The organism is Polyangium sorediatum, assembly GCF_029946465.1.
Lineage (GTDB): Bacteria > Myxococcota_A > Polyangia > Polyangiales > Polyangiaceae > Polyangium > Polyangium fumosum.
The window spans coordinates 1-26,739 of sequence record NZ_JARZHI010000043.1 but is presented as its reverse complement, the minus strand read 5'-3'; the positions used below and the strand labels follow the sequence as shown (position 1 = coordinate 26,739).

The following is a 26,739-nucleotide window of genomic DNA, read 5'->3' as shown; positions in this document are numbered from 1 at the left end:
GTGCGTCTCCCCGGCCCGCGCGTCGCTGCGATCCGTCTTTCCCGCTGGATTTCAAGCGGTTCGCGCTTACGCGTGGAGAACCTCGAAGCTTGGCATTCTTCGTGCGCACCCTCGCGCCCGACGCGACGTCGTAACCCCCTATCGCGTCGAGGGAGGAATCATGCCTGCCACCTTGATCGTGAAGAGCTCCTATCCCCGGAAGGGTTTCACCACCATCACGCAACTCGGCCTCAAGGCTTTGCATCTGGCACTCACGCACGCCGCCGTGATCTCGCCGCGGCTGCCGGAGGGCCTGGTCGAGGGCCTCGTGAGCGACATCGAGAGCTTCGGAGACGTCGTCCCCGGCGCGAAGCAGGCCCGCAGCGAGTCGGTCGCCGCGACGAGCGAGCAATTCGCCGCCCTCGCCGACGGACACGAGCGCGCGCGGCAGGTCCGCGCCGCCCTCCACCGCCTCAAGGCGCCCGTCGATGTGAAACGTGCCTATGGCGTGGGCAGGAGAACGAGAAAGGACAGCGTTTCCGACGTGAAAGCCGCGCTCCAGCAGATCCTCGATCGCGCCAAGGAAAAACCGGCCGAGGCCGCGTCGCTCGGCATCGTTCAAAAAGACGTCGACGGCTTCGCGCTCGCGCTCGCCGCGATCACGGATGCCGATGCGAAGCAGGAGCAGAGACGCGCGAGCGCTCCGCTCACGACGCAGGAGCGGAATCGAGTCGGGAATCGGATCCTCGCCGCGGTCGCGCGGATCGAGGGCGCCGGAAGGCTGGAGTTCGCGAACGACCCTGTGAAACGCGGGAGCTTCGAGGCGCTCGGCGCAGGGCCGAAGGGAAGGAGGAGCGCGGGCGCAGCGGGCAGCACGACGGAGGAGGTGGCGTCGGGGTGACGTCGTGAACGGCGTCCCCGCCTCGCTCGCAAAACCGCCGTGACCGCCCGCCGGGCCTTCAGTTGGGAGCGCCCGGGGTGAGGCTCGCGCAGGTGCCCCAGTCGACCGAGGCGTTGTCCGTATCAGCGCCGTTCGGCAGGCGGCAAAGCGAGCGGGTCACGGTGTTGCTATCCGCGGTGACGAACGCCGTCCCCTCCACCAGGCTCACGGTGCCCACGCCCGGAAGGGTCGCCGCGGTGACGCTGCCCTCGTAGGAGAGCTTGTCGACGACGGCGGCGCCGCACACCAGCGCCACGCCCTCCGTATCGTTCTGAAGGATGTTCGTCGACGTGGGGACATCGATCCTCTTCGCGCCGGCGGGCACCACCACCGCGCTCGACCCGACCACGAGGTATTGCCCGGCGGCGAGGGAGCCGGCCGGGCTCAGGTCCACTGTGCTGTAAGCAGCTCCATTCGCGCCGTTGACGAGGACCAGCGCGCACCCGGAGAGGCTGACGGCGCCGCCGGCCGGGTTGTAGATCTCGACGTATTCGCTGCTATCGGTGCCGACGTTGTCATAGTCGATCTCGTTGATCACGAGATCGGCGGTGGTGGCCGCCGGCGCGGTGAACGAGCCCTTCAGGGTGACACCCGAATAGGGGGGGAAGCCGAAGAGCGCCACGTAATAGGTCCCCGCCTGGACGTTGGAAACGGCGCAGGTCAGCGAGGTTCCGCTGCCAGTCGACACGCAAGCCTGGCCCAACGAAGGCCAGCCGAGCTGGACGTCCATGAAGAGGCCGCCGGTGCCGCCGCTGGTCTTGAAGACCAGGTTGGTGGCGCCCGCGGGGACGTCGAGCGTGTAATACTTGAAGCCTTCGAGGCCCCCGCTCTGGTTGGTCAGCGGCACATTGTTCTGGAGCGGGGTGGCCGGGGGCGGCGGCGGCGGGACGACGCCGACGGCGTCCCAGGCCTTCGCGACCGCGTCGATCTCCGCCTGGGTGAACCCGAGTTGCGTCGCCGCCTGCACCGTCGCGTTCTTGGCGTCGAGGAAGCTCGCGCTCGAGGTCAGGATGTCGACATTCGCCTTGTAGAAGACGCGGGCCGCCTTGAGGATGCCGATGCCGGTCACGTTGACGGAAGACTTGCCCTGCGGGTGGGTGCCGCCCTGCGAGAGGAGGTAAAACGCCAGATTGGCGATGCCCGAGCTGAGCTGGACGTCGGCGGAGCCGGCGTTCGTGTTGTAGAAATCGAGGGATTCGCCGTCCTGGGCAGGGTTCGCCATGTAGCGCAGGCCGTCGCCCGGAATCGCCGGCGTCCATACCTCATCGCCCACGATCCACGTCTTTCCGCTCACGACCTGGCCATCGCGGTACCACTCGCAGACCGCGCCGAAGATGTCGCTCATCGCCTCGCTCAGGCCGCCGGACTCGCCCGAGGAGGTGAGGTTCGACTCGCTGCCGGTGACCGCGTGGGTGAACTCGTGGGCCGTCACATCCAGGGAGAGAGCCAGGCTCGAGGAGGTCACGCCGTCCCCGTCGCCGAACACCATTTGCGTCCCGTCCCAGTACGCGTTGACGTAGTCGATGCTGTAATGAACGGAGCTGACGATCGCAGCGCCGGCGTTGTTGTAGGAGTCGCGGCCGAACAGGTTCTTGTAACAGTCATACGTCTTGCCGAGCCAGTCATAGTGGACGTTGACGGTGGTATCGCTGCTCGCGGCCTGCCCCTCGCTCCGCACCAGCGTGCCCGGGAGGACGGGGAACCCCGGGAACTCGGGGAGATTGCCGGCCGAATACACCTTCCGGTTCTTGGCGGTGTGGATGTGCGGGATCCGGAGCGCGATCGAGCCATCCGCCGCGTCCACGAGCACGGTGTCCCGCATCGGGGTGCCGTCCTCGAGCCGGCCGCGGACGTCGACTTGATACACGAGCGCGAGCCGCTTTCCGGCAGCGTAATAGGCGAGCGGCGCCTCGCCGCCCACGACGACGTCCGCCGCCTCGGTGCCGTCCCGGGCCGCGCCGAGCGCGTCCAAAAGCTCGAGGGTGGGCACCTCGTCCGCCGGTAGGTCGCTCCGCGCGCTGCCGTTTGCCGCGATGATCACCCCGTCCCGCACATGAAGCACGAGCTCCGCGCCGAGGACGGGCAAGCCGTTCTTGGTCTGCGAGAAGCGGACGTGTTGATCCCCCTGCTCGTCGGTGCGAGCACGCCGGAGCGAGAGCTCGCTCGCGTCCGCGCGGAACACCGGGGCGATGTCCGAGAGGACCGCGCCGAAATCGGTCTTTTCGACGGGCTCCGCCGTCGCGAGTCGGCCGAGGTTCCCTGTCACGAACCGCGGGATCGCGTCGTCGTCGAGCTGCACCACCTCCGCAGCCGGCAGCGCTGCCAGACGCGCTGGGATGTCTACGTTGTGCCCGTTGCGCACATCGTCCACCCCCGCGTCCGTACCTTGGCATGCCGCCGCGGCGAGGATCACCGTTGTCACACCCAGACCCCGCATGAGCTTCTTGCGAATCAATGCCGTCTCCTTTGTATTTGTCGGCCCGTGCTCGATTGATGCATGATTGCTGTGACGTCCGCGCAGCAATATACGGGGCCGGGTCTCGAGCGCTCTCCCACGAGCGCATCGAGCTGACGGAGGCAGTATACATTGAGGAAAGGCGCGCCGCCGGTTACGAGCGGTTACGTCGCACGTATGCGAAGGCGGCCGCGCCTCAGGGCGCGCCAAGATGTCCGAGGGCCCCGCCTGTGCGGGGCACCAGCCTCTCCGCTGTTGACAGCCCCCGCCAAAAGGACACCATCATGCACGCATCCTTGACGGCAGGAGGCTCACTTTGCTGAAGCACCTCAACATCGACGAGATGGTCGCGATCCTCGCGCCCTGGGTGGACGAGACGAAGCGCAAGAGCGTGTTCCTGTCCATCCCGGAGATCGCGCCGCTGCACGGAAAGGTGTTGAAGGTCTACGAGGCCGTGATCACCCTCCCGCAGACGAAGGCGACGCCGACGGCGCTCGCGTCGATCCTCGAAGAGGAGACCCTCGTCGACGCGCGGCACGATCACCTCGCGCGGGCGATCTCGCTCTCGCTCGACGCGCGGGCCGAGCTCTACCTCGCAGGGCACCCGCCCGACTTCGCGCGCGCCGCGCGGGCCCGGGACATCTCGCGCAAGTTGTTCCCGACGGGCCTCGCGATCGTGAATGCGTCGCTGCTCGCGGAGTCGGGCAACACGGCGCGGGTCGCGCGGCTCATCCGGGACGAGGAGCCGTGGATGGTCGAGTTCCTCGGGGAGATCCCGGCGGGCGCGCCGCCGCACACGCTGCGCGACGTGGTGGACGCGTGGATCGCGGCAGGCGCGCGGCTGGCCGAGCTGGAGAACGCGCGCACGGAGCTGCTCGCGAAGGAGGCGGCGAAGCCCGAGGGCGCGCTGTCGCCGCAAGCCGCGCGCAGCTTGTGGCTGCGGGTGGTGACGCAGGTGCTCTCGAACCTGGAGCTGTCGGAGGCGCCGGCCGAGTACATCGAGGCGATCCGGAGGCCGGTGATGCGCGCGTCGGAGCGGGCGGAGCGGCGGTACGCGGGGGAGACGGGCGGCGACGAGGACGACGCGCCGGTCGATACCTGACCCGAGCGCCGCGGAGCTGCTAGGCCCGGGCGTGGCCCCGCGGGATACGCACGGTGAAACGGCTCCCTTCGCCGACGCGGCTCGCGACGTCGATCGAGCCGTGATGCGCGACGACGACGTCCTTCACCATGAGGAGCGCGAGGCCGGCGGAGCGCCCCGTGCGTGGATCCCGCTCGAAGAGCCATCGCCGCGTGGATTCGGGCATGCCGGGGCCATTGTCGGAGACGATGAAGACGAACTCGTTCGTCGCGCGATCGAAGCTCGCCGCGAGGTCGACACGAGGCGCGGCGGCGTCCGGACAAGCGGCGAGGCGGACCGCATTTCCGAGGAGCGTCGCGAGGAGCCACGCGAGTTTCTCTTCGTCCCCGTAAAGGACGGGCGGCACGCTCGGATCCTTGTGCAGCGCGAGCTCCACGTCCGCCGCGCGCGCCTGCGAGACGAAGCGGTCGAGGGTGGTCATGAGCAGGTCCGGGACGCGGACGAGCGAGCGGCGCATGGGGAGCGCGTCCACCGAGACGAGGAGCAACGTTCGGAGCTGCCCATCGACCTCCGCAACGACGCGGCGGAAGGCGACCACGCCCGCGCCCGCGTCGCTGCACGTGTCCTCGCAGGCCTTCGCCACGGCCTCGCTCACGGCGGGCCCGTCGGGGCGGCGTTCGAGCCACGTCGTGGGCACGCCGCCGGCGCCTCCCAGCACGGTTCCATTCGGACGAAGGAGGATCAAGAGATCCGGAGGCGCGGCGCGGGGCTCGTCGGGTTGCGTATCGTGTTCCATGGCTCGATGGCGAAAAGCTAGGCGCGCGCGCATCAAGGGGACGTCAAGGCGCCACGCGAACGCATCAAGAAATCATCCAGGTACGCCGCGACGCCCCCGGACGAGGACGGGTCCGCCTGCCTGCGCGGGGCGGCCGGGAAGTTGGCCCTCGGGCCTCACGGGCGCTAAGCGCGCTGTGTGCTGGCCAAGCGCATCATCCCGTGCCTCGACGTGAAGGACGGACGCGTCGTCAAGGGCGTCCAGTTCGTCGGGCTCAGGGACGCGGGCGACCCCGTCGAGGCCGCCCGGCGTTACGACGAGGCCGGCGCGGACGAGATTACCTTCCTCGACATCACGGCCTCGCACGAGAAGCGCGGGACGCTGCTCGACATGGTGCGCGCGGCGGCGGACCAGATCTTCGTGCCGCTGACGGTGGGCGGTGGCGTGGGGAGCGAGCGCGACATCGAGGCGCTGCTCGACGCGGGCGCCGACAAGATCGCGATCAACACGGCCGCGGTGCGCGAGCCCGAGCTCGTGGAGCGGGCGGCGGCGCGCTGGGGCGCGCAGGCGATCGTGGTGGCGATCGACGCGCGGCGGGTTGGTACGGACGAGCCCTCACCAACGATGGGGGCGCCGCCCGGCGAGCCGGGCTCTGCCCCCAAACCCCCGCGGTGGACCGTCGTGACGCACGGGGGGCGGCGGGAGACGGGGCTCGACGTGGTGGCGTGGTCGAAGCGGATCACGGAGCTCGGGGCGGGGGAGATCCTGCTGACGAGCATGGACCGGGACGGGACGAAAGCGGGCTACGATCTCGCGCTGACGCGGGCCGTGGCGGACGCGGTGCGCGTGCCGGTGATCGCGTCGGGGGGCGTGGGGACGCTCGCGCATCTGTACGAGGGGCTCGTCGAGGGAGGGGCGGACGCGGCGCTATGCGCGTCGATCTTCCACGACGGGACGTACTCCGTGGCGGAGGCGAAGGCGTACCTCGCGGGACGTGGGGTACCTGTGCGGCTTGGGGAACCGAGGAGAGGTGGGTCGTGAATCGGGCGAACGTGACGCTGACGGAGGTCCTCGGGGCCGCATCCACGCGGGCCGCGGCGATGGTGCCGGAGAGCGCGGGTTACCTCGTGCTTTCGCTCTGTGACGCGCTCGGGAATCTGCCGATCCGGGTGGACCCGAAGGCCGTGACGCTCTCGGCCGAGGGCGTGGTTCTGGTGGACCGACAAGGCGAGGTGCTGTCGGGTCCGGAGGCCGCGCGCGGGCTGCGGGAGCTTCTGGCGAGGCTGCTCGCGGTAACGGCGGGCGGAGCGCCGGGGCTCTCTGCGGTGGCGAGGCCGCGGACGCAGGCCGCCGAGCGAGGTCCGGGCATGGTGGCGGCGGAGATCGAGGCCGCGCTGGTGCCCTTGAATCGTGGTGCCGCGAAGCGGACGCTGGCGAGGCTGGCGAAGGAGACGGCGCGCGCGGTGGAGGCAGGGCTTTGTGTGGAGCCTGCGCCGCTGCCGGCGCCGGTCGTGGTGGAGGCGCCGGTGGCCGTGGCCGCGCCTGCGGCCGTGGCCGTGGCCGCTCCCGCTCCCGCTCCCGCTCCCGCTCCCGCTCCCGCTCCCGCTCCCGCTCCCGCTCCCGCTCCCGCTCCCGCTCCCGCTCCCGCTCCCGTGGCCGTGTCGAAACGACCCGTTTCGATCGCAGAGATCCCTTCCCTATCGCCGGATCTGCTCTTCACCGCGCCGCCCTCGGGCCCGCTGCGCGAGGCGACGCCCACGCTCCAGGATCCGATGTCCCTCGAAACGACGGACGCGACGCCGCTTTGCAGCGTCAATCTCGCGTTGCTGGAAGCGCCGGCCGAGAGTGAACCGTCGAGCCCCGCCGCCGCGGTGTTGCCCGCGTCGGAGCCGGTCGTCGCGCAAGCCGCGGCACCCGTGGCGCCCACGATGTCCGATTCGACGTTGCTTTCGGCGCGGGAAGCGGCGGTCGAGCTCATGCCGCCGCCCTCGGCATCGCCCACGGCCGCGCCGGTGTCCGTGAAGGACGCTGGGGGACGCGTAACCCACGAGTCGACATTGCCCTGGCCGGTCGGGCTCGGGATGCGGCCGCCGACGCCGCCGCCGGCATCGGCGCGGCCGATGGTGGCGCCGTCGGTGCGCGTCGAGGAAGCGCGCGTCGAGGAAGCGCGCGTCGAGGCAGCGCGCGTCGAGGAAGCGCCGGCTGTTGTGCATGTGGTGCCGTCGGAGCTGCCGCCTTCGGCCGAGGAGCTGCTCAGCTTCGAATTCGAGGTGCTCACGCCCTTGCCTTCGCCCGCCGTGGAAAAGGGCGTGGAAGCGCTGTCGCTGTCGGGATTCTCGAGCATGGTGGAGGCGCTCGAACCTCCCGCGACGGAGCCGCCCGCGTCGGTGGAGCCGTCGGTGTCGGTGGCGCCTTCGGCTTCGGTGAAGGCTGCGATCGTGGTGGAGCCCGTCGTGGCTGCGGAGCCTGTGGCGTCTGCACAGCCGCCGATTGCAATCGTGGAGGAGGCTCCGGCGGAGGCGCCCGTGGCAGCGGCGCCCGTGAAGGCGGGGCCGGACCGCGTGGATGAGCTTCTCAAGCGATTCGCGCTGCCGGAGGGCGGCGAGGAGGCGATGTTCCGGGCGACGGCGTCGAGCTTGAAGGAGCTCGCGGGGCTCGTGCCGACGCCTTATGCCCCGGAGGTGGTGCCGGCGATCCGGATTGCGGCGCGGCCCGAGGGAAAAAGTCCGGAATGGCTGCCCCAGGCGCCCAAGGAGCCGGCGGAGATCCTGCCGGCGCCGCTGGTGCCGGTGCAACGCAGAATGGGGGCGCGGGTGCTCGTGCCGCTCGCGCTCCTTTTGGTGGTGCTGGCGGGGACGGGCGCGCTCGCCTGGGCCAAGCCGGGGATTTTTGCGCGCGTGCCAGAGCTCTGGAAGGCAGCGCCGAGCGACGCCGCCGCGAAGCCCGTGGCCGCGACGGACGAGGGGGAGTAACGCGCGATTCGGCGCGGCGTTACCCGCGATCGAACCATGCCTTCGTCGCCGCCGCGCCATTGGCGACGAGCATGTCCTGCGTCGCCTTCGGCAGCTTGAATTCGGTCGTGGAGACGCCCGCGTCGTCGATGAAAATCGTCCGCGCGAGCGCGGCCTCGTCGAGGTGCAAGAGGGTCGACGAGGTCAGGATGAACGAGACCAGCGCCTTGGCGTAGTCCTTGAACTCGTTGATCTCCATCCGCGGGAGACGCCAATCCTTGCTGGCGGCCTCGTTCTCCGCCTTCGTCCCGAGGCAAAAGCCGAGCGTCCCCTCCTCGACCGCCGGCCCACGCGGCTGATCCCCGAGGACCGGGGTCTTGCGCAGGCGGTCGAAGAGGTCGATCGGGTAATTCCACGAGACGCCGCCGTCGACGTAGAGGTCCCCGTTGAAGGGATACGCCTCGAAGAAGAGCGGAATGCTCATCGATATGCGCACGGCCTTGTACAAGGGGACGTCGGGGTGCGAGGCGGCCGAGAAGACCTCGGTCATGCGTTGCGAAAGGTTCGTCGTGACGACGTACAGGTCGCGCGCGCGGCCCGGGTACGTCGCGACGAGGCCCGCGAGCTCGGCGAAGGTGAGGTCGGGCTGGGGGCGGCCGGTCAGGCGCTCGGTGAGGTGGGCGATCTGGTTGCGGATCCAGTCCTCGGCGGTCTTGCCCGGGTTCACGCCATAGCTGTCGAGGAGGCGCTTCGCGTCCCCGATGAGCCAGCCCCTGCCGTCGATGAAATCGGAGAAGTCCGTCTCGCGTAAGATCTTTTCGAGCTCCGCGGCGTCGACGCCGACGGCCAGGAATGCCGCCGTAATCGCGCCCGCCGAGGCGCCGGCGACCTGCGTGACGCCCCCGAGCAGCCCCCGCCGCTCGAGCTCCGCGATCGCCCCGGCATACGCGATCCCCTTCATCCCCCCACCCTCGAACACGAGATTCCGGATCTCCATGACACGAGCCCTCCATCGGACAGGGTATCCGGGGTGGGGGGCGGAGGTCATCCATGAAGCGACCGACATCGAGCGGTGAGCTGTCTCCGTCTCGCCTGAAAGCGCATGGGCTCGGATGGCTGGCATGCAGGGACGTGGTACGATCGCGGCATGATCACGCGGTTCGAGGTCGATGGGTTCAAATCGCTGCGGGATTTCGCGGTGGATCTGGAGCCGCTCACCGTGTTCGTCGGCCCGAACGGCGCAGGGAAGTCGAACCTGCTGGAGGCCATGGCGCTGCTCGGACGGCTGGCCTCGATGCCCGTGGAGGAAGCGTTCAAGAAGGGACGCGGACGGGTCCTCGATCAGTTCAGCCGGTTCGGGGGAGAGACGAGTCGGACGATTCGATTTACGGTCGAGGTGTCGCTGGGCACGCCTATCCCGGCCTTCGAGGACGGGGCACCATCGCTGCCGACTCGATATCGGTATGAGCTCACGATCGAGCGTCGGGCACGGGATTCAGGTATCGAGGAGCTTGCAATCAAGGATGAGAGCCTGCGGGTGAAGGCCGACGGCGATGACGCCGCGGAGGGAGCTCTCGTCCTTTGGCAGGCGCGGCAGGTCGGCCCCCATAGGTTATTATCCGTCCTTCCCAACACAGGCGAAGGGGCAGAACAGTGGTTTCATTTTCCATTTTTTACCACTCTATTTCCACACTACAACAGAGCACAATCGCGCGGCTGGCATGCTGTCATCGGCGCCATCGCCAGAGGGTTTGACTCCTTTCGCTTCCTCCACCTCGATGCCGCCCGCCTCCGCGAGCCCAGTGAAAAGATCAGCTCCGGCATCCTCGCCCCCGACGCATCCAACCTCGCTGCCATTCTCGCGGATCTCCCCGCGCCCGCCCTCGGTGCGATTCGCGCCGATCTCGCCTCGCTCGTGCCGGGCCTCTCCGGCTTCGACGTCGTTCCCGAAGGAGACGCTCTGCGCCTCGACTTCAAGCTCTCCGGCGGGGAGCATCTCCCGGCACGCCTCGCCTCGGATGGCACCTTGCGCGCACTCGCGCTCCTCACGGTTCTCACGGTTGAACCGCATCCGTCCGTCCTCGGAATCGAAGAGCCCGAAAACGGAATTTATCCCGGACGACTGCGCAGGCTCCTGTCGATCCTGCGTGACACGTCCGCTTCGGACAACAAGTCGCAAATCCTTCTCACCACGCACTCGCCGGTCGTCGTCGCGGCATTTCGCGACCAGCCCCAAATGCTCCGCGTCGTGGACGTCGTGGTTCGCGACGGCAAGCGCGAGACCCGAGCCCGCCCCGTGGGCAAGCCCAAAAAGCCGAGCGACAGCGCGTTCGTTGCGTCGCTGCGCGAGGTCGACATGCTGCTCCACGCCGCGGACGCCGAGGCGGCCGAATGACACGGAGGCGCGTGTACCTGTGCGCTGCCCTTTATGCAGAGGGGCCGAGCGACTACGATTTTCTTTCGCCTCTCATCAATCGCCTGCTCGATACGCTTGGAAATGAGCTGGAACCGGGCCGCGTCGAGGTCGGGGAGACCCTTGGCATCGACGCTCCCAGGCCATACCCGCCGAAGCGAGTCGATCGCATCGCAGCCGCAGTAGCCGAGTATTGGGACTCTTTCACATTGCTGGTCATTCACGCCGATGGTGGAGGCGATCCGGACGAGGCGCGAAAGACCTGCGTTGCTCCCGGTATTGGTCTGGCCAGCAGCGCTTTCCCTCTCGTCGCCGTCCCCTGTGTCCCCGTGCGCGAGATCGAGGCTTGGATGCTCGCAGATGTGGAGGTCTTTCGGACGATCCTGGGTCGCGGGGCCGAGCCCTCTCTACCGGCAGCCCCCGAGCGCGAAGTGGATCCGAAGCAGTCCCTCCGACACATCCTCCAGCAGGGAGGGTTCCGTCGCGGAGCCGAGAGCGTTCATCGTCTCTTCGGCGAAGAGGTGCGTTTCGAGGCCCTGCGGAAGCTATCGGCCTTCCAGCGCTTCGAAGACGATCTCCGCGAGGCCATCCGAGCCATTGCGCGCGCCTCGGACGGCGGAGACTGAGGCCGCCCGCAAAAACAAGGGCCCCCGCGCATCCGCGCAGAGGCCCTCTTCAGCGAAGGAGCGTGCCGATCAGGCCCGCTCGAACAGACCCGCCGCGCCCATGCCGCCGCCGATGCACATCGTCACGATCGCATACCGCCCGCCGCGGCGGCGCAGCTCGTAGAGCGCCGTCGCCGTGAGCTTCGCGCCCGTGCAGCCGAGCGGGTGGCCGAGCGCGATCGCGCCGCCGTTCACGTTGAGCTTCTCGTCCGGGATGCCGAGCTCGCGCTGGCAATAGACCGATTGGCTCGCGAACGCCTCGTTCATCTCGACGAGGTCGATGTCGGCGATCGAGAGCCCCGTCTTCTTGAGGAGCTTGCGAACCGCCGGCACCGGGCCGATGCCCATGATCGACGGATCCACGCCCGCCGTGACGAACATGCGCAGGTAGCCGAGCGGCTTCACGCCGAGCGCGTCCGCCTTCGCCTTCGTCGTCACGATCGCCGCCGCCGCGCCGTCCGAGAGCGGCGAGCTGTTGCCCGGCGTGACCGATCCGACGGTCGCGAACGCGGGCTTCAGCGCCGAGAGGCCCTCCAGCGTCGTGTCCGGACGCGGCAGCTCGTCGCGCGAGAACTCGAACGCGACGCGCTCGTTGCCCTTGTAGCGCACGCCCGTGACGGCCACGATCTCGTCCTTGAAGCGGCCCGCCTCGATCGCCGCCGAGGCCTTCTTCTGGCTCGACAGCGCGAACGCGTCCTGATCGGCGCGCGCCACGTTGAAGCGCTTGGCCACGTTCTCGGCCGTGATCCCCATCGGCGTGTAGACCGACGGGCACTTGTCCATCGCCTCGGGCGAGACCGAGATCTTGTTGCCCGTCATGGGCACCATCGACATGCTCTCGACGCCGCCCGCGATGACGATGTCCGCGTGACCGGCCGAGATGCTGCCCGCCGCGATCGCGATCGCCTGCAGGCCGCTCGAGCAGAACCGGTTGATGGTCATCGCCGAGACCTCTTCGGGCAGGCCGCCGAGCAAGCTGACGGGCCGCGCCACGTTGAGCCCCTGCTCGCCCTCCGGCATCGCACACCCGAGGACCAGGTCGTCGATCTCCGACGGCTTGATCTGCGGCACGCGCGCGAGCAGGCCCCGAACGACCTCACCCGCGAGCTCGTCGGGGCGCTTCTGCGCGAGCGCTCCCTTGTGGGCACGGCCCACGGCCGAACGAACGGCCTCCACGATCACGATGTCTGCCATGGTCGTCCTCGCCTAGTTCCGCAGGGGTTTGTTGGTCATCAGGATGGACTGCATGCGCGCCTGGCTCTTCTCTTCGCCGCACAGGCTCACGAAGGCCTCACGCTCGAGCTCGAGGATCTCGTCCTCGGTCACGTCGTGCGCGTTGCCGCTCGCGCCACCGCAGAGCACGACCGCGAGCTTGTTCGCGATCTTGGCGTCGTGCTCGGTGGCATAACCACCGGCGACGAGCGTGTCGACCATCATCCGGAGCGTCGCGATGCCGCTCTCGCCCGGCAGCCGGTACGCCTTCGGCGCCGCCGGGTGGTAGCCCGACTCCGCCAGGCCGATCGCCTTCGCCTTCGCCTCGGTCAAGAGGCGCGCCTTGTCGAACGAGACGCCGTCCGTCTTGCGGAAGTAGCCGAGCGCCTTCGCCTCGTCCGCGCTCGTCGCGACCTTCGCGAGCGCGATGTTCTTGAAGACCTGGGCCACGATCTCCAGCGTGTTGATGCTCGCGCCCTCGGGGATGCCTTCGAGCGCGCGCCAGAGCATGTTCAGCGTGCCCGCGCCGCCCGGGATCAGGCCCACGCCGACCTCGACGAGGCCCGCGTACGTCTCGGCCGCCGCCTGCACCGCGTCCGCGCCGAAGCAGAGCTCGAGCCCGCCGCCGAGCGTCATGCCCCACGGCGCCGCGACCACCGGCACGCGCGCGTACTTCAAGCGCTGCGTCGCGTACTGGTAGTTCTTCACCATCGAGCGGATCGACTCCCAGTCCTTGTTGCCGGCCGCCATCACGACCATGAACAGGTTCGCACCGACGCAGAAGTGATCGCCGTCGTTGGAGATGACGAGCCCGCGGAAGCTCTCCTCCGCCTTCTCGGCAGCCTGCGAGAGCATCGAGATCACGTCCGGATCGATGCTGTTCGCCTTCGTCTTGAAGGTGAGGCCGAGGATGCCGTCGCCGAGATCCCACGCCTCGGCGCCGTCGTTCTTGAGCACCGGCGCCTCGCCCTTCTTCAGGATCGAGAACGTCGCGTTCCGCGGATCGACAGCGCGCTTCACGTAGGCGCCCTTCACGAGGTCGTAGACCTCGTCGCCCTTGTAGAAGCCCGTCGCGCCCGAGGCGCGCATCTTCTCGATCGAGGCCGGCAGCGCGATGCCCTCGGCCTTCATGCGGTCCGTGGTCTCGGCGAAGCCGAGCGCGTCCCACGTCTCGAAGGGCCCGAGCTCCCAGTTGTAGCCCCACTTCATCGCGTCATCGACCGCGGTCACGTCGTCCGTGATCTCGCCGATGCGCCGCGCGGAGTACGCGAGCGACTTCGAGAGCACCTTCCACGCGAACGCACCGGCCTTGCCTTGATCCGCGACGAGCTTGCGCACGCGATCCGCGGGCGAATCGATCTTCTCGATCGACTTCGTCGCCTTGCGGATCGCCTCGTCGCCGCCCTTCGCCCGGTACTCGAGCGTGGCGACGTCGAGCGTCTGGATCTGCCCGTCCTTGCCCTTCTTGTAGAAGCCGCCCTTCGTCTTGTCGCCGAGGATCTTCTTCTCCAGCATCGCGCGGGCGAACGCCGGGGCCTTGAAGACCTCGCGGTCCTCGTCCGCCGTGAGCGACGCGTAGCAGTTGTCGGCGACGTGCACGAACGTGTCGACACCGACGAGATCCGCCGTCCGGAAGGTCGCGCTCTTCGGGTGGCCCATCGCCGGGCCCGTGATCGCGTCGACGTCCTCGGGCTGGAGACCGAGCTCGATCATGCCGTTGAGCGTCGCCAGCATCGCGTGCACGCCGATGCGGTTGCCCACGAAGTTCGGCGTGTCCTTGCCGACGACGATGCCCTTGCCGAGCACGTCCTCGCCGAAGCGGACGACGCGCTCGAAGACAGCGGGGTCCGTGTCGGGCCCGGCCACGAGCTCGAGGAGCTTCATGTAGCGGACCGGGTTGAAGAAGTGCATGACGAGGAAGTTCTTCCGGAACGCCTCGCCGCGGCCCGCCATCATCTCCGCGATGCGCAGGCCCGAGGTGTTCGACGCGACGATCGCGCCCGGCTTGACCAGCGCTTCGAGGCGCGCGAAGAGGCTCTGCTTCGGCTCGAGTTTCTCGATGATCGCCTCGATCACGAGATCACAATCCTTCACGCGCTCGAGATCGTCCTCCACGTTGCCGACCTCGACGAGGCGGGCGAAGGAGGGGTGGAAAAAGGCGGCCGGCCTGGCCTTCACGGCCTTGTCGAGCCCGCCCTGCGCCCACGCGTTGCGGGCGGCGCGGTCGTTCTTCTGAGCATCGCCGAGATTCGGCGGGACCATGTCGAGCAGGACCACGTGGATCCCGGCATTCGCGAGGTGGGCGGCGATGCCGCTGCCCATGACCCCGGCGCCGATGACGGCTGCACGGTGGATTGGCTTCATCCGAGAAGGCTCCCTGGTTGTCGTTGCCGGCGGAGGGGTACCGCGGAGGCCGGCCGGTGTCTACGGACAGGTGCCGCGACGCGGCAGGTACGGCAGGTAGGGGAAACGGAGCGTCATGTCCACCCTGGCCCGCTCACGCGCCGCGGAACGTCCGGCGCATGTCGGCGAGCCAGGCGCGTGCCGGGGCTTCGTCGGGGAAGAAACGGAAAGCGAGCTTCCTGTGCGCAAAGACGCGGGCCGCGTTCGCGATGAGCTCCGCGACGACCCGGAAGCGGAAGCTGCCGCCAACGAACGCGGTCGCCTGCGCGCGTTCGTCCCGGATGGCCGCGATGCTGCGGCGGCACGCGGGCTCGACGTCCTCGACGCGGCGCAGGTCCGCGAGGGTCAGGAGGTAGCGCTGATCGGAGAGCAGATCGGCGCGCAGCGCGGCGTACTCCGCGACGTGGGGCGCGCGGATCACGCCGTGGAAGGAGAGGATGAGCAGATCGGGCGGCTCGATCGTCGCGACGTGCTCGCCGATCACGGCTTGCCGCAATGGGGGCATGGACCTTTTTCACCGAGCACGACCTCCCGCGGCAACTCCCGGGCCGGTTTTCCACGCTCAAATTGAACGAACACATCCCCGAACGCCGCCGCCTCCTCCGCGTCATGCGTCACGAGCACCGCCGGGAGCGAGCGCCGCGCGAGCGCCTCCCGCAAGGACCGGCCGATCGAGAGCCGCGCCGCGCGATCCAGCGCCGAGAGCGGCTCGTCGAGCAAAAGCAGCCTCGGCTCGGCGGCGAGCGCCCGCGCGAGCGCCACCCGCTGCCGCTCCCCGCCGGAGAGCGAGTCCACGCGCGCCCCGCGCAGCGCCGAGAGCCCGAGCTCGTCGAGCAGCGCGAGCGTCGCGGGCCCCGGCTTCTTGCGCTCGGCGCGGGGCAGGCCAAAGACCACGTTGCCGAGCACGTCGAGGTGCGGAAAGAGCGCCTGATCCTGCGGCACGTACCCGATCCGCCGCCGCTCGGCCGGCACGTGGACGCCGCGCATCCCGTCGTCGAGGGCTTCCCCCGCGAGGCGCACGGAGCCACGCTTCGGCCGGATCAGGCCGGCGATCGCGCGCAGCGTGACGGTCTTGCCCGCGCCCGAGGGGCCGAACAAGACGAGCACGCCCGCAGGCAACGAGAAGCGCGCCTCGACGGTGAACACCGACGCGCCGCGCCCCACGGTGACCTGCAAATCGACATCCAACGCAGGCGCGCCGCTCATGCCGGTGCCCGCCCTTCTTTGGGCCCGAGCAAGCCGGCCACGAGCACGACCACGACCGAGATCCCCGAGAGCACGGCCACGTAGAGCCCGGCGCGCGCGTCGTCGCCCTCCTGGAAGGCCGAAAAAATCTCCACCGGCATCGTGTTCGTGCGGCCCGGGATGTTGCCCGCGAGCATCAACGTCGCCCCGAACTCGCCGATCGCCCGCGCAAAGCCGAGCACGAGCGCCGCGAGCACCCCACGCCACGCGAGGGGCAGGGTCACCCGAAACACGACCTCCCACGGCCGGAGCCCGAGCGTCCGCGCCACGTCTTCGAGCCGCGACGGCACCGCCTCGATCGACGGTTGCGCCGTCTTCACGAGGATCGGCAGCGCCACGACCGCCGACGCGAGCGCCGCGCCGGCCGGCGAGAACACGAGCCGCACGCCGAGCCCCTCCTCCAGCATCCGCCCGAGGAGCCCTCGCCGCCCAAACACCACGACGAGGAAGTACCCGACGACCGAGGGCGGCAGGACGAGCGGCAAGAGCACGAGCGCGTCGACGAGCCCACGCAACCTGTACCGGACACGCGCCTGCAAGAGCGCGATCGCGAGCCCGATCGGCCCGACGAAGAGCAGCGCCAGGCCGGCGACGCGGAGCGAGAGCAGGATGGGGAACGACGTGGACGACTCCACCGGCGGCGATGCTAGACGCCGCGGCGCGCATGGGCCAGCGATGCGCGCGCGGCTTGACGCCTCGCTTGGCCCAACGATACCGTCTCTCATGTCCGGCGTTTGGAAGCCCCTCTGGGGTTTCGCGTGGCCTCTGGCCGGCGCGGCCGCGCTCTTCGGGGCGACCCCGGCGCACGCGCAGCAGGAGGCGGCGGCCGAGGCCCTCTTCGACCGCGGTTTGACCGAGATGCAGGCCCGCCATTTCGACGTGGCTTGCCCCGCGTTCGCCGAGAGCCAGCGCCTCGACCCGCGGGCGGGGACCTTGTTCACCCTCGCCGAATGCGAGCGCCTCTGGGGCAAAATCGCCTCGGCCTCCGCCCATTACGCGGAATATCTGCGGCTCGTCGACGCCATGCCGGCGACGCTCCGGCCCAAACACGGGGCGCGCGCGGCCATCGCCCGGAAAGAAAAAGCTGCGATCGAGCCCTCGATCCCCAAGCTCAGCCTCGTCCTCCGCGGAAAAACCTCGTCCGGAGTCCGCGTCACGCGGGACGGGTTCGAGCTCGGGGCGGCCTCGCTCGGCACGGCGCTGCCCGTGGATCCGGGTGAGCACGTCCTCACGACGCAGATGCCCGGCGCTCCGCCGATCGAGACGCGCGTGACGGTGGCCAAAGGCGAGTCGAAGACCGTGGAGCTCGACGTGCAGGCGGCGCCCGCGGAGCCGACCCTCCCTCCCCTCTCCTCGACCGACCTTCGCTCCCCCGAGCCCCCCGATCATGCGCATCGCGTGGTCCCGACCTGGGCCTGGATCGCTGGGATCGGGGGCCTCGCCGCGATCGGCGGGAGCATCGCGTTCACCGTCGCGCACATGAACGTCCGGAGCGCCGTGGCGGAGCGCTGCCCCGACGGCACGTGCGACGAACCCGGGCTCGCCGACGCGTACCGCGCGTCGTGGAACCGCGACCTCGCCCTTTCGCTCACGTTCGGCGCGCTCGGCGCGGTCGGCGTCGGTCTCGCTGCCGTGGGGTTCGTCCGGACGTACGGGGCGCCGAAGGCGACCGAGGCCGTGACCTTCGTTCCGTGGGCCACGAAGGGCGCCGGCGGCGCTGTCGTCCTTGGCCATTTTTGAAAGGACGCGTTTCATGCGAAGGGCCCCGCCGTCCGCGCTCGCACTCCTCGTGGCGCTCCCGCTGCTGCCGGCCTGCGCGCCGGCGCTCCAGGATCCGCTCCCGACGTGGCAGGAGGGTCCGGTCGGCACGTTCGAGGCCGCGGCCGTCGTGAAGGTCGGCGGCACGGGCGCGCGCGCGCTCACGGGCGTCGCGGCGCGGAGCGCGGGCGAATCCGTCGTCGTGGGCCATTGCAGCGGCGAGCTGCTCCTCGGCACGACCCCCACGCCGTGTGCGGCCGAGGAAAACCTCTTTCTCCTCGAGCTCGCCCCGGCAGGCGGGCTGATCGCGTCCGTCGTCACCGGGGATCTCGGCTCCGTGCGCCCCCGCGCGACGGCCGCGCGCGCGGACGGCGACATCGTCCTCGTCGGGGATCTCGCAGGCGCCTTCGATTTCGGGCCGAGCCGGGTCGAGAGCGTGGGCGGGCGGGATGCCTTTCTCGCGAACCTCGACGGATTCAACCCGGGAGGCGAGGTCCTCGGCGAAGCAAAACGTTTCGGGGACGTCGGAGAGCAACGCGCGACGAGCGTGGCGACCACCACGGACGGCGGGACGATCCTCGCGGGCATATTTTCGGGCACGATCGATCTCGGCGACGGCCCGCTCGCGAGCGAGGGTGATTACGACGTTTTCGTCGCCTCGCTGAACGCCGCGGGAGATGCCCGGTTCGCCGCGCAGATCGGCGGTCCGCTCGCGCAACGAGCGGCGGCGATCGCGGCGGGCCCGGACGGCGGGGCCGTCGTGGTCGGCGATTTCGAGGGCTCGCTCGATCCGGCCAACGCGGCCGTCGTGAGCGCGGGCGGCAGCGACGTCTTCGTGGCCGCGCTCGACGGCGCGGGCGCGGCGCGATGGATGCTCGCGCTGGGGGACACCGGCGACGAGGAGGCGGCCGGCGCCATCGTGGATCCCACGGGACAGACGTTCGTGCTCGGGAGCTTCTCCGGCCGCGTGGGGCACGGCGCCACGCTCGCGGCGACGTCGGCGGAGCGCGCGGCGTTCGTCGCGACGATCGATTCCAAGGGCGCGCTCGTCAAAGTCCGGAGCTTCGGCGAGACCGGCGCCACGCGCGCCAGGGCGATGGCGCGGACGCCGGACGGAGGCGCCGTGATCGCGCTCGATTACACGGGCCGGGTCGAGGTGGGAGATCGTGTCTTCGAGAGCCAAGGCGCCGAGGACATGCTCGTCCTCGAGATCGACGCGTCTCTGCGGACGCGGCGCGCCGGCACCTTCGGGGACAAGTATGCGCAGCGCGCGACGGGCATTTCCGTGAGCGAGGAGGGGCGCGTCTTTTTGGTGGGTGATTTCGAGGGAACCCTGACGGCCGGGGACGACATGGTCAGCGCCGAGTCGTTCGAGCCGTTCTGGATGCGGATCGATTGACGGAGCGGCGACCGGCGAGGACGGCGAGGCCCGCGAGGAGCGAGGCCCAAAGCTCGGGGCCCGCCCCGGCGGCGCTCCCGACCCGACAGGCGCACCCGGACACGTCGACGACGGGGTTCGGGCAGGAGAGACGCGGATCCAGGGGACACGAGTCCGCGAAATTGGCAACGCCATCCCCGTCGATGTCGGCGTCACACGCATCCCCCGCGCCGTCGCCGTCCATGTCGCTCTGCTCCGCATCGGGGACGCCGGGACAAACGTCGTTCGTATCGGCGACCCCGTCCCCGTCGTCGTCGACGGCGTCGTCCGCGTCGCACGCGTCGCCGACCCCATCCTCGTCGCGGTCCTCCTGCCCGACGTTCGGCGTCATCGGGCAGTTGTCGCCCATTTCCGTGGGAATCCCGTCGCCGTCGGGATCGGCGTCACACGCGTCGCCCACGCCGTCGCCGTCCTGGTCCCCTTGGTCGAGATTGGCGACGTCCGGGCAATCGTCGTACGCGTCGGGCACGCCGTCCCCGTCTGCGTCGGCGCTGCACCCATTGCTCGGCGCCCCGTCGCAATCGCTGTCGATCGCGTCGCCGCACACCTCGGCCGTGGGCTCTCCGGGCGTGACGTTGCACGCGGTCGCGCCATTGCCGTCACACACCAGCATACCCGTGCTCATGCAGGCGCCGATGCCCGCGCTGCACGCGTCCCCCTTGCCGAACCCCTCGTCCGTGCAGCCATTGCAATCGTTGTCGTTCTCGTCGCAGGTCTCCCCGACGAGCGAGCCTTCAAGAATGCTCGCGAGGGCCGCCGTCAGCGTGGCCTCGTCGGCCGCCGCGATCGCCTTGCCGGTCCCTCCCGCGCCCGCAATGGCGTCGTTGACGGCGATGCTCCCGAAATCGACGACGTGCGTCTTCACGCTCCAGGAGATCCCTCCCTTGGAGAACCCCGTGAGCAGATCCGCTGCGGCGTCCGCCGCGTCCGCCGCGTCGTCGCAGGCCTCCGTGCCGGCGGTCAGAAGAATCACCCGCAGCGGCCGACAAGGCCGTTCTCCTGCGTCGGACAATGGTGACGGAAACGACCGGCCTCCGTTCGGGCTGCTCCAGCCGACCGAAAAGTATCGATACGCGTCGCGCAACGCCCCGTTGAGCGGCCTGCCGCCGGTCGCCCACACCTCCTTGGGGATCCCACCGGACGGCGTGCAGGCGTGGTCGACCCATTGCAAGAGCTCCATGACGTTCGAGGGGTCGAGCGGCGGCGCATAGAAGTTGTCGCGCTGCACCGGCACCAGGATCTCGGCCCCGCGTCGGTCCGAAGAGCTCGGCAGCGAGCTCGGCTCCGGCCCGCACCCGGACTGCGGCGAGCCCCCTCCGCCATAATCGAGCCAAATGCACGACCCGTTTCCGTCGTTGCCGCACGACGACGCGCAGGTCAGGACCGTCCCACGGGCGAACGCGGCGAGGCCGATGCTCACCTTGTCGCCATACGCCTGGACCGTCTTCTTCACCGCGCACTTCGCGTGCCCGATACGCGTGGTCGGGTAGCCGCAGGAGTTCGCCACCGCGGCCCCTCCCTGCATGACGCTCGCCGTCATCGCGCTCGACGAATCGACGGCAATCAGGAAATACGGCTTCGCGCGCGCGGGCCACATCGCCGGCTCGAGGGCACACACGGCTGGATCGGCGCGCGCGACGTTCGGGAAAAAACTCGCCGCCGCGAACGCGGAGACGACCACGCAGGCGCCCGCGCCGCGCGACCCGCGCCGCATGGCGCTCCGAGCGTCCCCCGAACTCATCGTGATCGTGGCCTCCTTGCTCGCGGATGCTCGCATGTCGGATCGGTTACTTGCAAGGACACGGCCGGATCTCCACGCCGCATCCGGGTTCGGCCCGACGCTTCTCTTCGAACCGGCGCCGCGCTATGGTCCCCGCCATGTCGGCAGGGCCGCTCTCTCCAGGCAGTGTATTCGCGGACCGCTACGAGGTGGTCCGCTGCATTGCCACCGGCGGGATGGGCGCGGTCTACGAGGTCGTCCACGCCGAGACCCAGCGGCACTGCGCCCTCAAGGTGATGCTGCCGCATTGCATCCAGAGCGACCAGCTCCGGGGCCGCTTCCGCCAGGAAGCGCGCGTCGCGGCGAACGTGCAGAGCCAGCACATCGTCGACGTGCTCGACGCGGGCATCGACACGCCGAGCGGCATGCCTTTCCTCGTGATGGAGCTGCTCCGCGGCGAGGACCTCGGCAAACGCGTGCGTCGCCTCGGGCCGCTCAGCCCGACCGAGGTGATCGAGCACCTCCGCCAAACGGCGCTCGCGCTCGACAAAACCCACCGCGCCGGCATCGTGCACCGCGACCTCAAGCCCGACAACCTCTTTTTGTGCGCGCCCGACGAGGGCCCCCCGCGCATCAAGGTGCTCGATTTCGGTATCGCCAAGATCTTGGCGGCAAGCGCCTCCCAAGCGGGCACCACGCGCTCGATGGGCACCCCTCTTTACATGGCGCCCGAGCAGTTCGACGAGGATTCGTCCGTCTCCCCCGCGACCGACGTGTTTGCCCTGGGCATGATCGCCTACACGCTCCTCTGCGGTGTAGCCTATTGGTACAAGGAAACCGAATCGGGGCTGAATGTATTTGCATTCGCCACGCGGGTGTGCCGGGGCCCGCAGGAGCCGGCGAGCGCGCGCGCCGAGCAGGCGGGCGTCGAACTCCCGCCTGCGTTCGACGCCTGGTTCGCGAGGACCACCGCATTCGCGCCCGACGACCGTTTTCCCTCCGCCGCCGAGGCCGTCCGGGCCCTCGCCGAGGTGCTCGGCCAGCCGGCGCCGTCGTTCCCCACGACGACCGGCGCAGGTGAAACGCCGCTCCCGGCCCAGGCGCCCCTCGGCCCTGCGCGGCTCCGCCTCGTGCCGAGTAATCGCCCCGCCCTCTCGAAGACCGGCCGCGAGGCCGTCACGCTGACAGCGCCCCCCGCGGCCCCCCGGGCGGCCTCGGGAGGCACGGCTGCGCCCCCAGACAAACCCCCCCGCCGCATCCGCAACACCACGCTCCTCGCCCTGGGCCTGCTCGGCGTGGGCGCCCTGGCCACGCGCGTCTTCCTTGCCGCGCCCCCCACGCCGCCGCCCGCACCGACCACGGAGGACACGCCGCCCCGAAGCTCCGCGAGCCCCCCCATCGTCGACGTCTCCCCGCTCCCGGCCCCCGCCCCCTCGCCGCTCCTCCCCACGACCGCCGAGGCGCCCCCCACCTCGTCCGCGGTCGCCGCGCCCTCCCCGACGCCCGCCCCGTCGTCCACGCCCCGGGCCTCCTCCACGAAGGCGTCCGCGCGCCCGCCTGCCACCTCCACGGCGACGCCGACGCCTCGTTCCACCTCGATTTACGTGCGGGATTGAGCCCAACCGAAGGGTGGATCCCCTTCGAACCAGTTGCCGGGACGAACGTCACGCCGAACGAACGTGGTGCATGGCCACGACCAAACGCGCCGCACCCCGCCCCAAAAGAGCGCCCGAGACGGCCGCCGCCGCGACGAAGCCCGAGGCTGCCGCGCCGCCGGTGAAACGCGCCCGCCGCAAGAAAGGCCCCGCCGAGGGATCCCGCGGTTTGCCCGCCGGCGTCCTGCTCGCCGGCCCCGTCCCGCCCGAGATCGACACCCTCACGCGCGCCATCCAGGAGGACGGCGGCTCGGTCCTCGCCGTCTACCGCGACCCGCTCGGCGCCCACCCCACCGTCCTCGCGGGCCTGCCCCTCGAACGCGTCGAGCCCACGCCCTTCCAGCGTGATCTCTCCGAGGCCCACGCGAACAAACTCGCCGCCGTGATCGACAAGATCGGCACCTTCCTCGACCCGATCATCGCCTTCCGCAGGCCCGACGGCCGCTACTGGACCCCGAACGGCCGCCACCGCCTCGAAGCGATGAAACGCCTCGGCGGCCGCGCCCTCGTCGCCCTCGTCGTGCCGGACGAGCGCGTCGCCTACCAGATCCTCGCCCTCAACACCGAAAAGGCCCACAACGTCCGCGAGCGCGCGCTCGAGGTCATCCGCATGGCCCGCTCCCTCGCCGAGGCCGGCGCAGACCGCGCCGAGGCGGATTTTTCCTTCGAGTTCGAAGAACCCGCGCTGCTCACGCTTGGCCTCTGCTACGAGGCCCGCCCGCGCTTCTCGGGCGGCTCGTACCATGGCCTGCTCCGGGCCACGGACGCCTTCCTCGACGTCCCGCTCGAAGACGCGCTCGCCCGCCGCGAGGCGCAGGCGCAGAAGCTCCTCGCGCTCGACGATCGGGTCACCGCGATCGCCGCCGCGCTCAAGGCCCGCGGCTTCGAGAGCCCCTTCCTCAAGCCCTTCGTCGTCGCGCGGCTGAACCCGCTCCGCTTCCGCAGGGGCGCCACGATGGCCGTGGACGAGCTCCTCGACCGCATGCTCGATGCCGCCCGCTCGTTCGACGTCGGCCGGGTGCGGCACGAGCAGATCGCCCGCACCGGCGGCCCGCCGCTGGAAGAGGCGGCCTGACCGGGCCCGCCTCCGGATTGTTGGCAAGCGGCGCGCGGCTCTCCCATAGTCCCTCCATGCGGTGGCGAGACGTGTATCGGTTCGGCTTGGTCTCTCTGGCCCTGCACGGTTGTGGCGCGGGGAGCGAGACGTCCCCTCCGCCGGCCGCGCCCAAGGCCCCGGCGAGCGCGTCCGCGCAAGCCGCCTCGAAGGGCCCGGCGAAGGCCCCGGACAAGCTCGAACGGGACGCCTTGAAGACCGTCCTGCCGATGGGCCTGCCGTGGCTGCTCCGCCGCGTCTGGCCCGAGGAGGTCTTCCGGGAGGGTAAGTTCGTCGGCTGGCGCCTCGTGGCCATCCCGGAGGAGTGGACCGGGCTCGACGTCCGCCCCGACGACGTCGTCACGCGCGTCAATGGCAAGACCGTCGAGACCCCCGAGCAGCTTTGGGACGTGTGGACCTCGCTCGCCACCGCGCCCGAGCTCCGCGTCACCTACGAGCGCGGCGCCGAGACCAAAGAGATCGTCCTGCCCATCGCCGGCGCCCCCGCGCCCGAGCTCTTGGCTTCCCTCACGAACCCCTCCCCGCCGCCGCGCAAGGCCACCACGAAGCGCGGCACGATCGTCATCGAGAGCCGCGATCCGGCCGGCGACGATCCCGACGCGAAGTAAACCCCGCGGAACGATCTACATCACGCTCTTGCGGTTGCGCACCCGGCGCCGCTCGGCGAGCCACGCGCGCGCGCTCACCTCGTTGTCGAAGACCTTCCCGTGCATGTTCACCCCGAACGCACGAATCATGCGCGTGAGGAACTCCATCGACGTGCGGTGGAAAAACCGGCGCGCCACGTACGCTGCGGTGCGCGGGGGCGACGTGCGAAAGAGCTTCGCCGTCTCGGTGATCGCGCCGGGCGAGATGGCAAGCTCCTCGCCCAGCACGACCAGGTTGTAGACGTGCGGCGCGCCCTCGTCCCATAGGGGCCGTTCGAGCTTGCTCAGCTCTTCGACGTGCGCGCCGGTCGCCGTTCCGTGGGGGAAACGATAGACGAAAAGATCGCGCTCTTCGCGCTCGATCCAGTGCTCGCCTGCGATGTGTGTCTCGGGAGTCATGGTCCCTCCGTCGGGCGGGGGTTTTCCGTTTTCCGGAGGCACGATCATGCAGGGATATGGAGCATCCCGCAAGGCGCACGCGCGCCCAAAGCAGGATCAGGACTTCCGCTTGAAGACGAGCGTCATCTTTTTCTTGGGGTCCTTCAACTCGATCGTTTTGTCATCCTTGAAAGTAACGGCGATTTCGAGGTCCTTGGGCATCTCCTTCTTCGAGATCTCGTCCTTGCCCGAGGGCTTCATGACAATCGCCCCGTTTTCGTCCTTCGCGACCTCGTATTTCACCTTGAGGATGACCTTGTCCTTGCCCTTCTCGGTGATGTGCGAGACGTACATCGAATCGGCGGTGAACTCGACCCACTCACCGGCGGCGGCGTCTTCGGTCTCCTTGATCAGCGCGGCGTATTTCTTCTCGTCCTTGCCGGCCTTCTTCTTGGCCTCGGCCTCGGCGGCCGCGCGCGGCTCCCCCGAAAGATCGAACTGCCACTGCCCGACGATTCGCTCCTTGCCGGGCTTCGGGGCGGGCGCGGGCTCGGCCGCGGGGGCCGGGGCTGCCTCCGGGGCGGGCGCTGCGGCCGTCGGCGCGGGCGGCGGCGTGGTCTCGGCCGGCGGCGGCGTGGTCTCGGCCGGCGGCGGCGGCGGCGGCGTGTCGGCCTGCGGTATCTCGCCTCCTCCACAAGCGACGCCGAGCAGGGCCATTGTGGACACGAGCACCAGAGCGAGCTGCCTCTTCACCATCATTTTCCATTCTCCTCGTGAATCGGGGCCATCTGCCGGGCCGATACGCGTGATTACGCGCCAAACCCAAGGACGCCCGAGCGAAGGAAAACGGCTCACGTGCCCGTCGCTTGTTCTCGTGCCTCAACGGCTTTCCCGCCGTCCCGGGCGATTTGCTCGAAGAACGGCGCGAGATTCTGGAACACGCGTTCGCGCGAAAGCACGATTCGGACGTGGCAATACCCCGCATACCCGAGGACGAGGATCCCGGTCGCGGCGACGGCCATCCCCCACGTGAAGGACGCGGCCCCGCGGCTTTCGAACGAGCCCCACGCGGCGAGCGCGAGCAGGAACGGCGACGGCAGCGCGAGGAAAAACGCCTTCCACAACGACGCCGTGGCCTTCCGGAACGCTTCGTCGTAGTCGCGCGAAATCTCGGGCAGGACGGGCGGGAGGGCGGCATTCGGCCCGCCTCGATATCCGCCCCGCGCCGCGCCGACCTGCGCGCCCACACGAACGGCTGCGAGGATTGCGGCCTTCGTGGCCACACAGGCCGGCATGGGGAGACCGGCGCTCGTGAGCTTGAGGGCGCGCGGCACGTTGCCGGCCTCGATGAGCTTCCGGACCACGGAGGCGAACACCTCCGCGTCGATGTGCCGGCTGTGGGCCTGCGAGACCCAGTACATCCCCAAGGCGGCGCCCGCGAAGAGCACCCGCCCGTGCATGCGGAGCCACCAGGAGAGGTCGAAGAGCTGCTCCATCGCGGCGATCCTACCCGATCTCGCCCTGCGGAATGGCCCCCTCGGCTCGCATGTAACCTCCGGGCCCCCCGCGCCGTTCCTCCGGGGCCGCGTCGCCGAAAGATCCCGACGACGCCCCTCCTGTCCTTTGCTACAAGCCGAGACGATCGACATGCCGAAGCGCCCGCTCCTCGCCACCTCCGCCTTGCTCCTCGCCCTCGCCGCCTGCCAGGACGACCCGGCCCCGAGCACGCTCCCGGCCTCGTCCAACGTGGGGGGCGCTGCCCCCCACACCCCCGCCCCGAGCGCTGCCGCCCCCGCCCCCACCGCGGAGCCCGCGTCCGCGTCCGCTTCCGCTTCCGCCGCCGCCGCGCCCGCTTCCGCCGCCGCGCCCGCTTCCGCTTCCGCCGCGCCCGCTTCCGCCGCCGCGCCCGC

23 protein-coding genes and 1 pseudogene are annotated in these 26,739 nt (G+C 70.0%); 12 read left to right on the top strand and 12 right to left on the bottom strand.

Features of this window, described 5'->3' with window-relative positions:
• Window positions 1-160: 160 nt before the first annotated feature.
• Window positions 161-880, top strand: coding sequence for a hypothetical protein (locus tag QHF89_RS33735; protein WP_136971764.1), 720 nt, complete (start codon window positions 161-163; stop codon window positions 878-880).
• 58 nt (window positions 881-938) lie between these two features.
• Here the strand turns inward: QHF89_RS33735 and QHF89_RS33730 are convergent, their stop codons facing one another.
• The gene (locus QHF89_RS33730; protein WP_284721253.1) at window positions 939-3,290 is read right to left on the bottom strand and encodes a M4 family metallopeptidase; all 2,352 of its coding nucleotides are present in this window, start codon (window positions 3,288-3,290) and stop codon (window positions 939-941) included.
• Between the two features lie 400 nt (window positions 3,291-3,690).
• Here QHF89_RS33730 and QHF89_RS33725 point away from each other — a divergent pair, with 400 nt between their 5' ends.
• Window positions 3,691-4,476, top strand: coding sequence for a hypothetical protein (locus QHF89_RS33725; RefSeq protein WP_136971766.1), 786 nt, complete (start codon window positions 3,691-3,693; stop codon window positions 4,474-4,476).
• Window positions 4,477-4,495: 19 nt separating this feature from the next.
• On the opposite strand, the gene QHF89_RS33720 is transcribed toward QHF89_RS33725, so the two are convergent.
• Window positions 4,496-5,251 carry a sensor histidine kinase gene (locus QHF89_RS33720; RefSeq protein WP_284721252.1) on the bottom strand — a complete coding sequence of 252 codons (756 nt, stop codon included), beginning with the start codon at window positions 5,249-5,251 and terminating at the stop codon, window positions 4,496-4,498.
• 177 nt (window positions 5,252-5,428) lie between these two features.
• Here QHF89_RS33720 and hisF point away from each other — a divergent pair, with 177 nt between their 5' ends.
• Both hisF and QHF89_RS33710 read left to right on the top strand, forming a co-directional pair.
• Window positions 5,429-6,271, top strand: a complete 843-nt coding sequence (hisF, locus tag QHF89_RS33715) for an imidazole glycerol phosphate synthase subunit HisF (RefSeq protein ID WP_136971768.1) — start codon at window positions 5,429-5,431, stop codon at window positions 6,269-6,271.
• The gene (locus QHF89_RS33710; protein ID WP_284721251.1) at window positions 6,268-8,202 is read left to right on the top strand and encodes a hypothetical protein; all 1,935 of its coding nucleotides are present in this window, start codon (window positions 6,268-6,270) and stop codon (window positions 8,200-8,202) included. Before hisF ends, QHF89_RS33710 begins: the two co-directional genes overlap by 4 nt.
• A 19-nt stretch (window positions 8,203-8,221) precedes the next feature.
• Here the strand turns inward: QHF89_RS33710 and QHF89_RS33705 are convergent, their stop codons facing one another.
• Entirely contained in the window at window positions 8,222-9,178 is a 957-nt protein-coding gene (locus tag QHF89_RS33705; RefSeq protein WP_284721250.1) for a patatin-like phospholipase family protein, read from the bottom strand.
• Between the two features lie 150 nt (window positions 9,179-9,328).
• Between QHF89_RS33705 and QHF89_RS33700 the strand changes: the two genes are divergently transcribed.
• Entirely contained in the window at window positions 9,329-10,576 is a 1,248-nt protein-coding gene (locus tag QHF89_RS33700; RefSeq protein WP_284721249.1) for an AAA family ATPase, read from the top strand.
• Between the two features lie 368 nt (window positions 10,577-10,944).
• Window positions 10,945-11,220: a hypothetical protein gene (locus tag QHF89_RS50025; protein WP_342763978.1), complete on the top strand. Its 276-nt coding sequence runs from the start codon at window positions 10,945-10,947 to the stop codon at window positions 11,218-11,220.
• Window positions 11,221-11,289: 69 nt separating this feature from the next.
• Here the strand turns inward: QHF89_RS50025 and QHF89_RS33690 are convergent, their stop codons facing one another.
• The 5 genes from QHF89_RS33690 to modB all read right to left on the bottom strand — a co-directional run bounded on the left by QHF89_RS33690 (window position 11,290) and on the right by modB (window position 16,754).
• A complete protein-coding gene (locus tag QHF89_RS33690) occupies window positions 11,290-12,453 on the bottom strand; it encodes a thiolase family protein (protein WP_136971772.1) in 1,164 nt (387 codons plus the stop codon).
• Between the two features lie 12 nt (window positions 12,454-12,465).
• Window positions 12,466-14,835, bottom strand: coding sequence for a 3-hydroxyacyl-CoA dehydrogenase/enoyl-CoA hydratase family protein (locus QHF89_RS33685; protein ID WP_136971773.1), 2,370 nt, complete (start codon window positions 14,833-14,835; stop codon window positions 12,466-12,468).
• Window positions 14,836-14,968: 133 nt separating this feature from the next.
• Window positions 14,969-15,379 (bottom strand): hypothetical protein, encoded by a 411-nt coding sequence (locus QHF89_RS33680; RefSeq protein ID WP_136971774.1) that lies wholly within the window; start codon window positions 15,377-15,379, stop codon window positions 14,969-14,971.
• Entirely contained in the window at window positions 15,355-16,080 is a 726-nt protein-coding gene (locus QHF89_RS33675; RefSeq protein ID WP_136971775.1) for an ATP-binding cassette domain-containing protein, read from the bottom strand. The genes QHF89_RS33680 and QHF89_RS33675 overlap by 25 nt, the downstream gene beginning before the upstream one ends.
• Window positions 16,077-16,754 (bottom strand): molybdate ABC transporter permease subunit, encoded by a 678-nt coding sequence (modB, locus tag QHF89_RS33670; protein ID WP_284721248.1) that lies wholly within the window; start codon window positions 16,752-16,754, stop codon window positions 16,077-16,079. The genes QHF89_RS33675 and modB overlap by 4 nt, the downstream gene beginning before the upstream one ends.
• An 88-nt stretch (window positions 16,755-16,842) precedes the next feature.
• Between modB and QHF89_RS33665 the strand changes: the two genes are divergently transcribed.
• Window positions 16,843-17,859: a peptidase associated/transthyretin-like domain-containing protein gene (locus QHF89_RS33665; protein WP_136971777.1), complete on the top strand. Its 1,017-nt coding sequence runs from the start codon at window positions 16,843-16,845 to the stop codon at window positions 17,857-17,859.
• Window positions 17,860-17,872: 13 nt separating this feature from the next.
• The gene (locus QHF89_RS33660; protein ID WP_136971778.1) at window positions 17,873-19,276 is read left to right on the top strand and encodes a hypothetical protein; all 1,404 of its coding nucleotides are present in this window, start codon (window positions 17,873-17,875) and stop codon (window positions 19,274-19,276) included.
• Here the strand turns inward: QHF89_RS33660 and QHF89_RS33655 are convergent.
• Window positions 19,233-21,092, bottom strand: a complete 1,860-nt coding sequence (locus QHF89_RS33655; protein WP_284721247.1) for a thrombospondin type 3 repeat-containing protein — start codon at window positions 21,090-21,092, stop codon at window positions 19,233-19,235. The genes QHF89_RS33660 and QHF89_RS33655 overlap by 44 nt on opposite strands.
• Window positions 21,093-21,193: 101 nt before the next feature.
• Here QHF89_RS33655 and QHF89_RS33650 point away from each other — a divergent pair, with 101 nt between their 5' ends.
• The 3 genes from QHF89_RS33650 to QHF89_RS33640 all read left to right on the top strand — a co-directional run bounded on the left by QHF89_RS33650 (window position 21,194) and on the right by QHF89_RS33640 (window position 24,412).
• Window positions 21,194-22,651 carry a serine/threonine protein kinase gene (locus tag QHF89_RS33650; protein ID WP_284721246.1) on the top strand — a complete coding sequence of 486 codons (1,458 nt, stop codon included), beginning with the start codon at window positions 21,194-21,196 and terminating at the stop codon, window positions 22,649-22,651.
• A gap of 70 nt (window positions 22,652-22,721) precedes the next feature.
• Window positions 22,722-23,765, top strand: coding sequence for a ParB N-terminal domain-containing protein (locus tag QHF89_RS33645; RefSeq protein ID WP_136971780.1), 1,044 nt, complete (start codon window positions 22,722-22,724; stop codon window positions 23,763-23,765).
• Between the two features lie 56 nt (window positions 23,766-23,821).
• Window positions 23,822-24,412 (top strand): serine protease, encoded by a 591-nt coding sequence (locus QHF89_RS33640; protein ID WP_136971781.1) that lies wholly within the window; start codon window positions 23,822-23,824, stop codon window positions 24,410-24,412.
• Between the two features lie 15 nt (window positions 24,413-24,427).
• Here the strand turns inward: QHF89_RS33640 and QHF89_RS33635 are convergent, their stop codons facing one another.
• From QHF89_RS33635 to QHF89_RS33625, 3 genes are all read right to left on the bottom strand, one after another.
• Complete coding sequence (locus QHF89_RS33635) at window positions 24,428-24,850, bottom strand: hypothetical protein (protein ID WP_136932135.1); 423 nt, start codon at window positions 24,848-24,850, stop codon at window positions 24,428-24,430.
• 96 nt (window positions 24,851-24,946) lie between these two features.
• The gene (locus QHF89_RS33630; RefSeq protein WP_284721245.1) at window positions 24,947-25,588 is read right to left on the bottom strand and encodes a hypothetical protein; all 642 of its coding nucleotides are present in this window, start codon (window positions 25,586-25,588) and stop codon (window positions 24,947-24,949) included.
• 92 nt (window positions 25,589-25,680) lie between these two features.
• Window positions 25,681-26,325 (bottom strand): hypothetical protein, encoded by a 645-nt coding sequence (locus QHF89_RS33625; RefSeq protein WP_136971784.1) that lies wholly within the window; start codon window positions 26,323-26,325, stop codon window positions 25,681-25,683.
• Between the two features lie 151 nt (window positions 26,326-26,476).
• Here QHF89_RS33625 and QHF89_RS33620 point away from each other — a divergent pair.
• Window positions 26,477-26,739, top strand: a pseudogene (locus tag QHF89_RS33620) (DNA translocase FtsK); the annotation flags it as partial.

Coding starts and splice junctions, on each gene's coding strand:
- QHF89_RS33735 (WP_136971764.1), top strand. CDS start 161: ATGCCTGCCACCTTGATCGTGAAGAGCTCCTATCCCCGGAAGGGTTTC.
- QHF89_RS33720 (WP_284721252.1), bottom strand. CDS start 5,251: ATGGAACACGATACGCAACCCGACGAGCCCCGCGCCGCGCCTCCGGAT.
- QHF89_RS33705 (WP_284721250.1), bottom strand. CDS start 9,178: ATGGAGATCCGGAATCTCGTGTTCGAGGGTGGGGGGATGAAGGGGATC.
- QHF89_RS33700 (WP_284721249.1), top strand. CDS start 9,329: ATGATCACGCGGTTCGAGGTCGATGGGTTCAAATCGCTGCGGGATTTC.
- QHF89_RS50025 (WP_342763978.1), top strand. CDS start 10,945: ATGCTCGCAGATGTGGAGGTCTTTCGGACGATCCTGGGTCGCGGGGCC.
- QHF89_RS33690 (WP_136971772.1), bottom strand. CDS start 12,453: ATGGCAGACATCGTGATCGTGGAGGCCGTTCGTTCGGCCGTGGGCCGT.
- QHF89_RS33685 (WP_136971773.1), bottom strand. CDS start 14,835: ATGAAGCCAATCCACCGTGCAGCCGTCATCGGCGCCGGGGTCATGGGC.
- QHF89_RS33680 (WP_136971774.1), bottom strand. CDS start 15,379: ATGCCCCCATTGCGGCAAGCCGTGATCGGCGAGCACGTCGCGACGATC.
- QHF89_RS33675 (WP_136971775.1), bottom strand. CDS start 16,080: ATGAGCGGCGCGCCTGCGTTGGATGTCGATTTGCAGGTCACCGTGGGG.
- QHF89_RS33665 (WP_136971777.1), top strand. CDS start 16,843: ATGTCCGGCGTTTGGAAGCCCCTCTGGGGTTTCGCGTGGCCTCTGGCC.
- QHF89_RS33660 (WP_136971778.1), top strand. CDS start 17,873: ATGCGAAGGGCCCCGCCGTCCGCGCTCGCACTCCTCGTGGCGCTCCCG.
- QHF89_RS33655 (WP_284721247.1), bottom strand. CDS start 21,092: ATGCGAGCATCCGCGAGCAAGGAGGCCACGATCACGATGAGTTCGGGG.
- QHF89_RS33650 (WP_284721246.1), top strand. CDS start 21,194: ATGTCGGCAGGGCCGCTCTCTCCAGGCAGTGTATTCGCGGACCGCTAC.
- QHF89_RS33645 (WP_136971780.1), top strand. CDS start 22,722: ATGGCCACGACCAAACGCGCCGCACCCCGCCCCAAAAGAGCGCCCGAG.
- QHF89_RS33640 (WP_136971781.1), top strand. CDS start 23,822: ATGCGGTGGCGAGACGTGTATCGGTTCGGCTTGGTCTCTCTGGCCCTG.
- QHF89_RS33635 (WP_136932135.1), bottom strand. CDS start 24,850: ATGACTCCCGAGACACACATCGCAGGCGAGCACTGGATCGAGCGCGAA.
- QHF89_RS33630 (WP_284721245.1), bottom strand. CDS start 25,588: ATGATGGTGAAGAGGCAGCTCGCTCTGGTGCTCGTGTCCACAATGGCC.
- QHF89_RS33625 (WP_136971784.1), bottom strand. CDS start 26,325: ATGGAGCAGCTCTTCGACCTCTCCTGGTGGCTCCGCATGCACGGGCGG.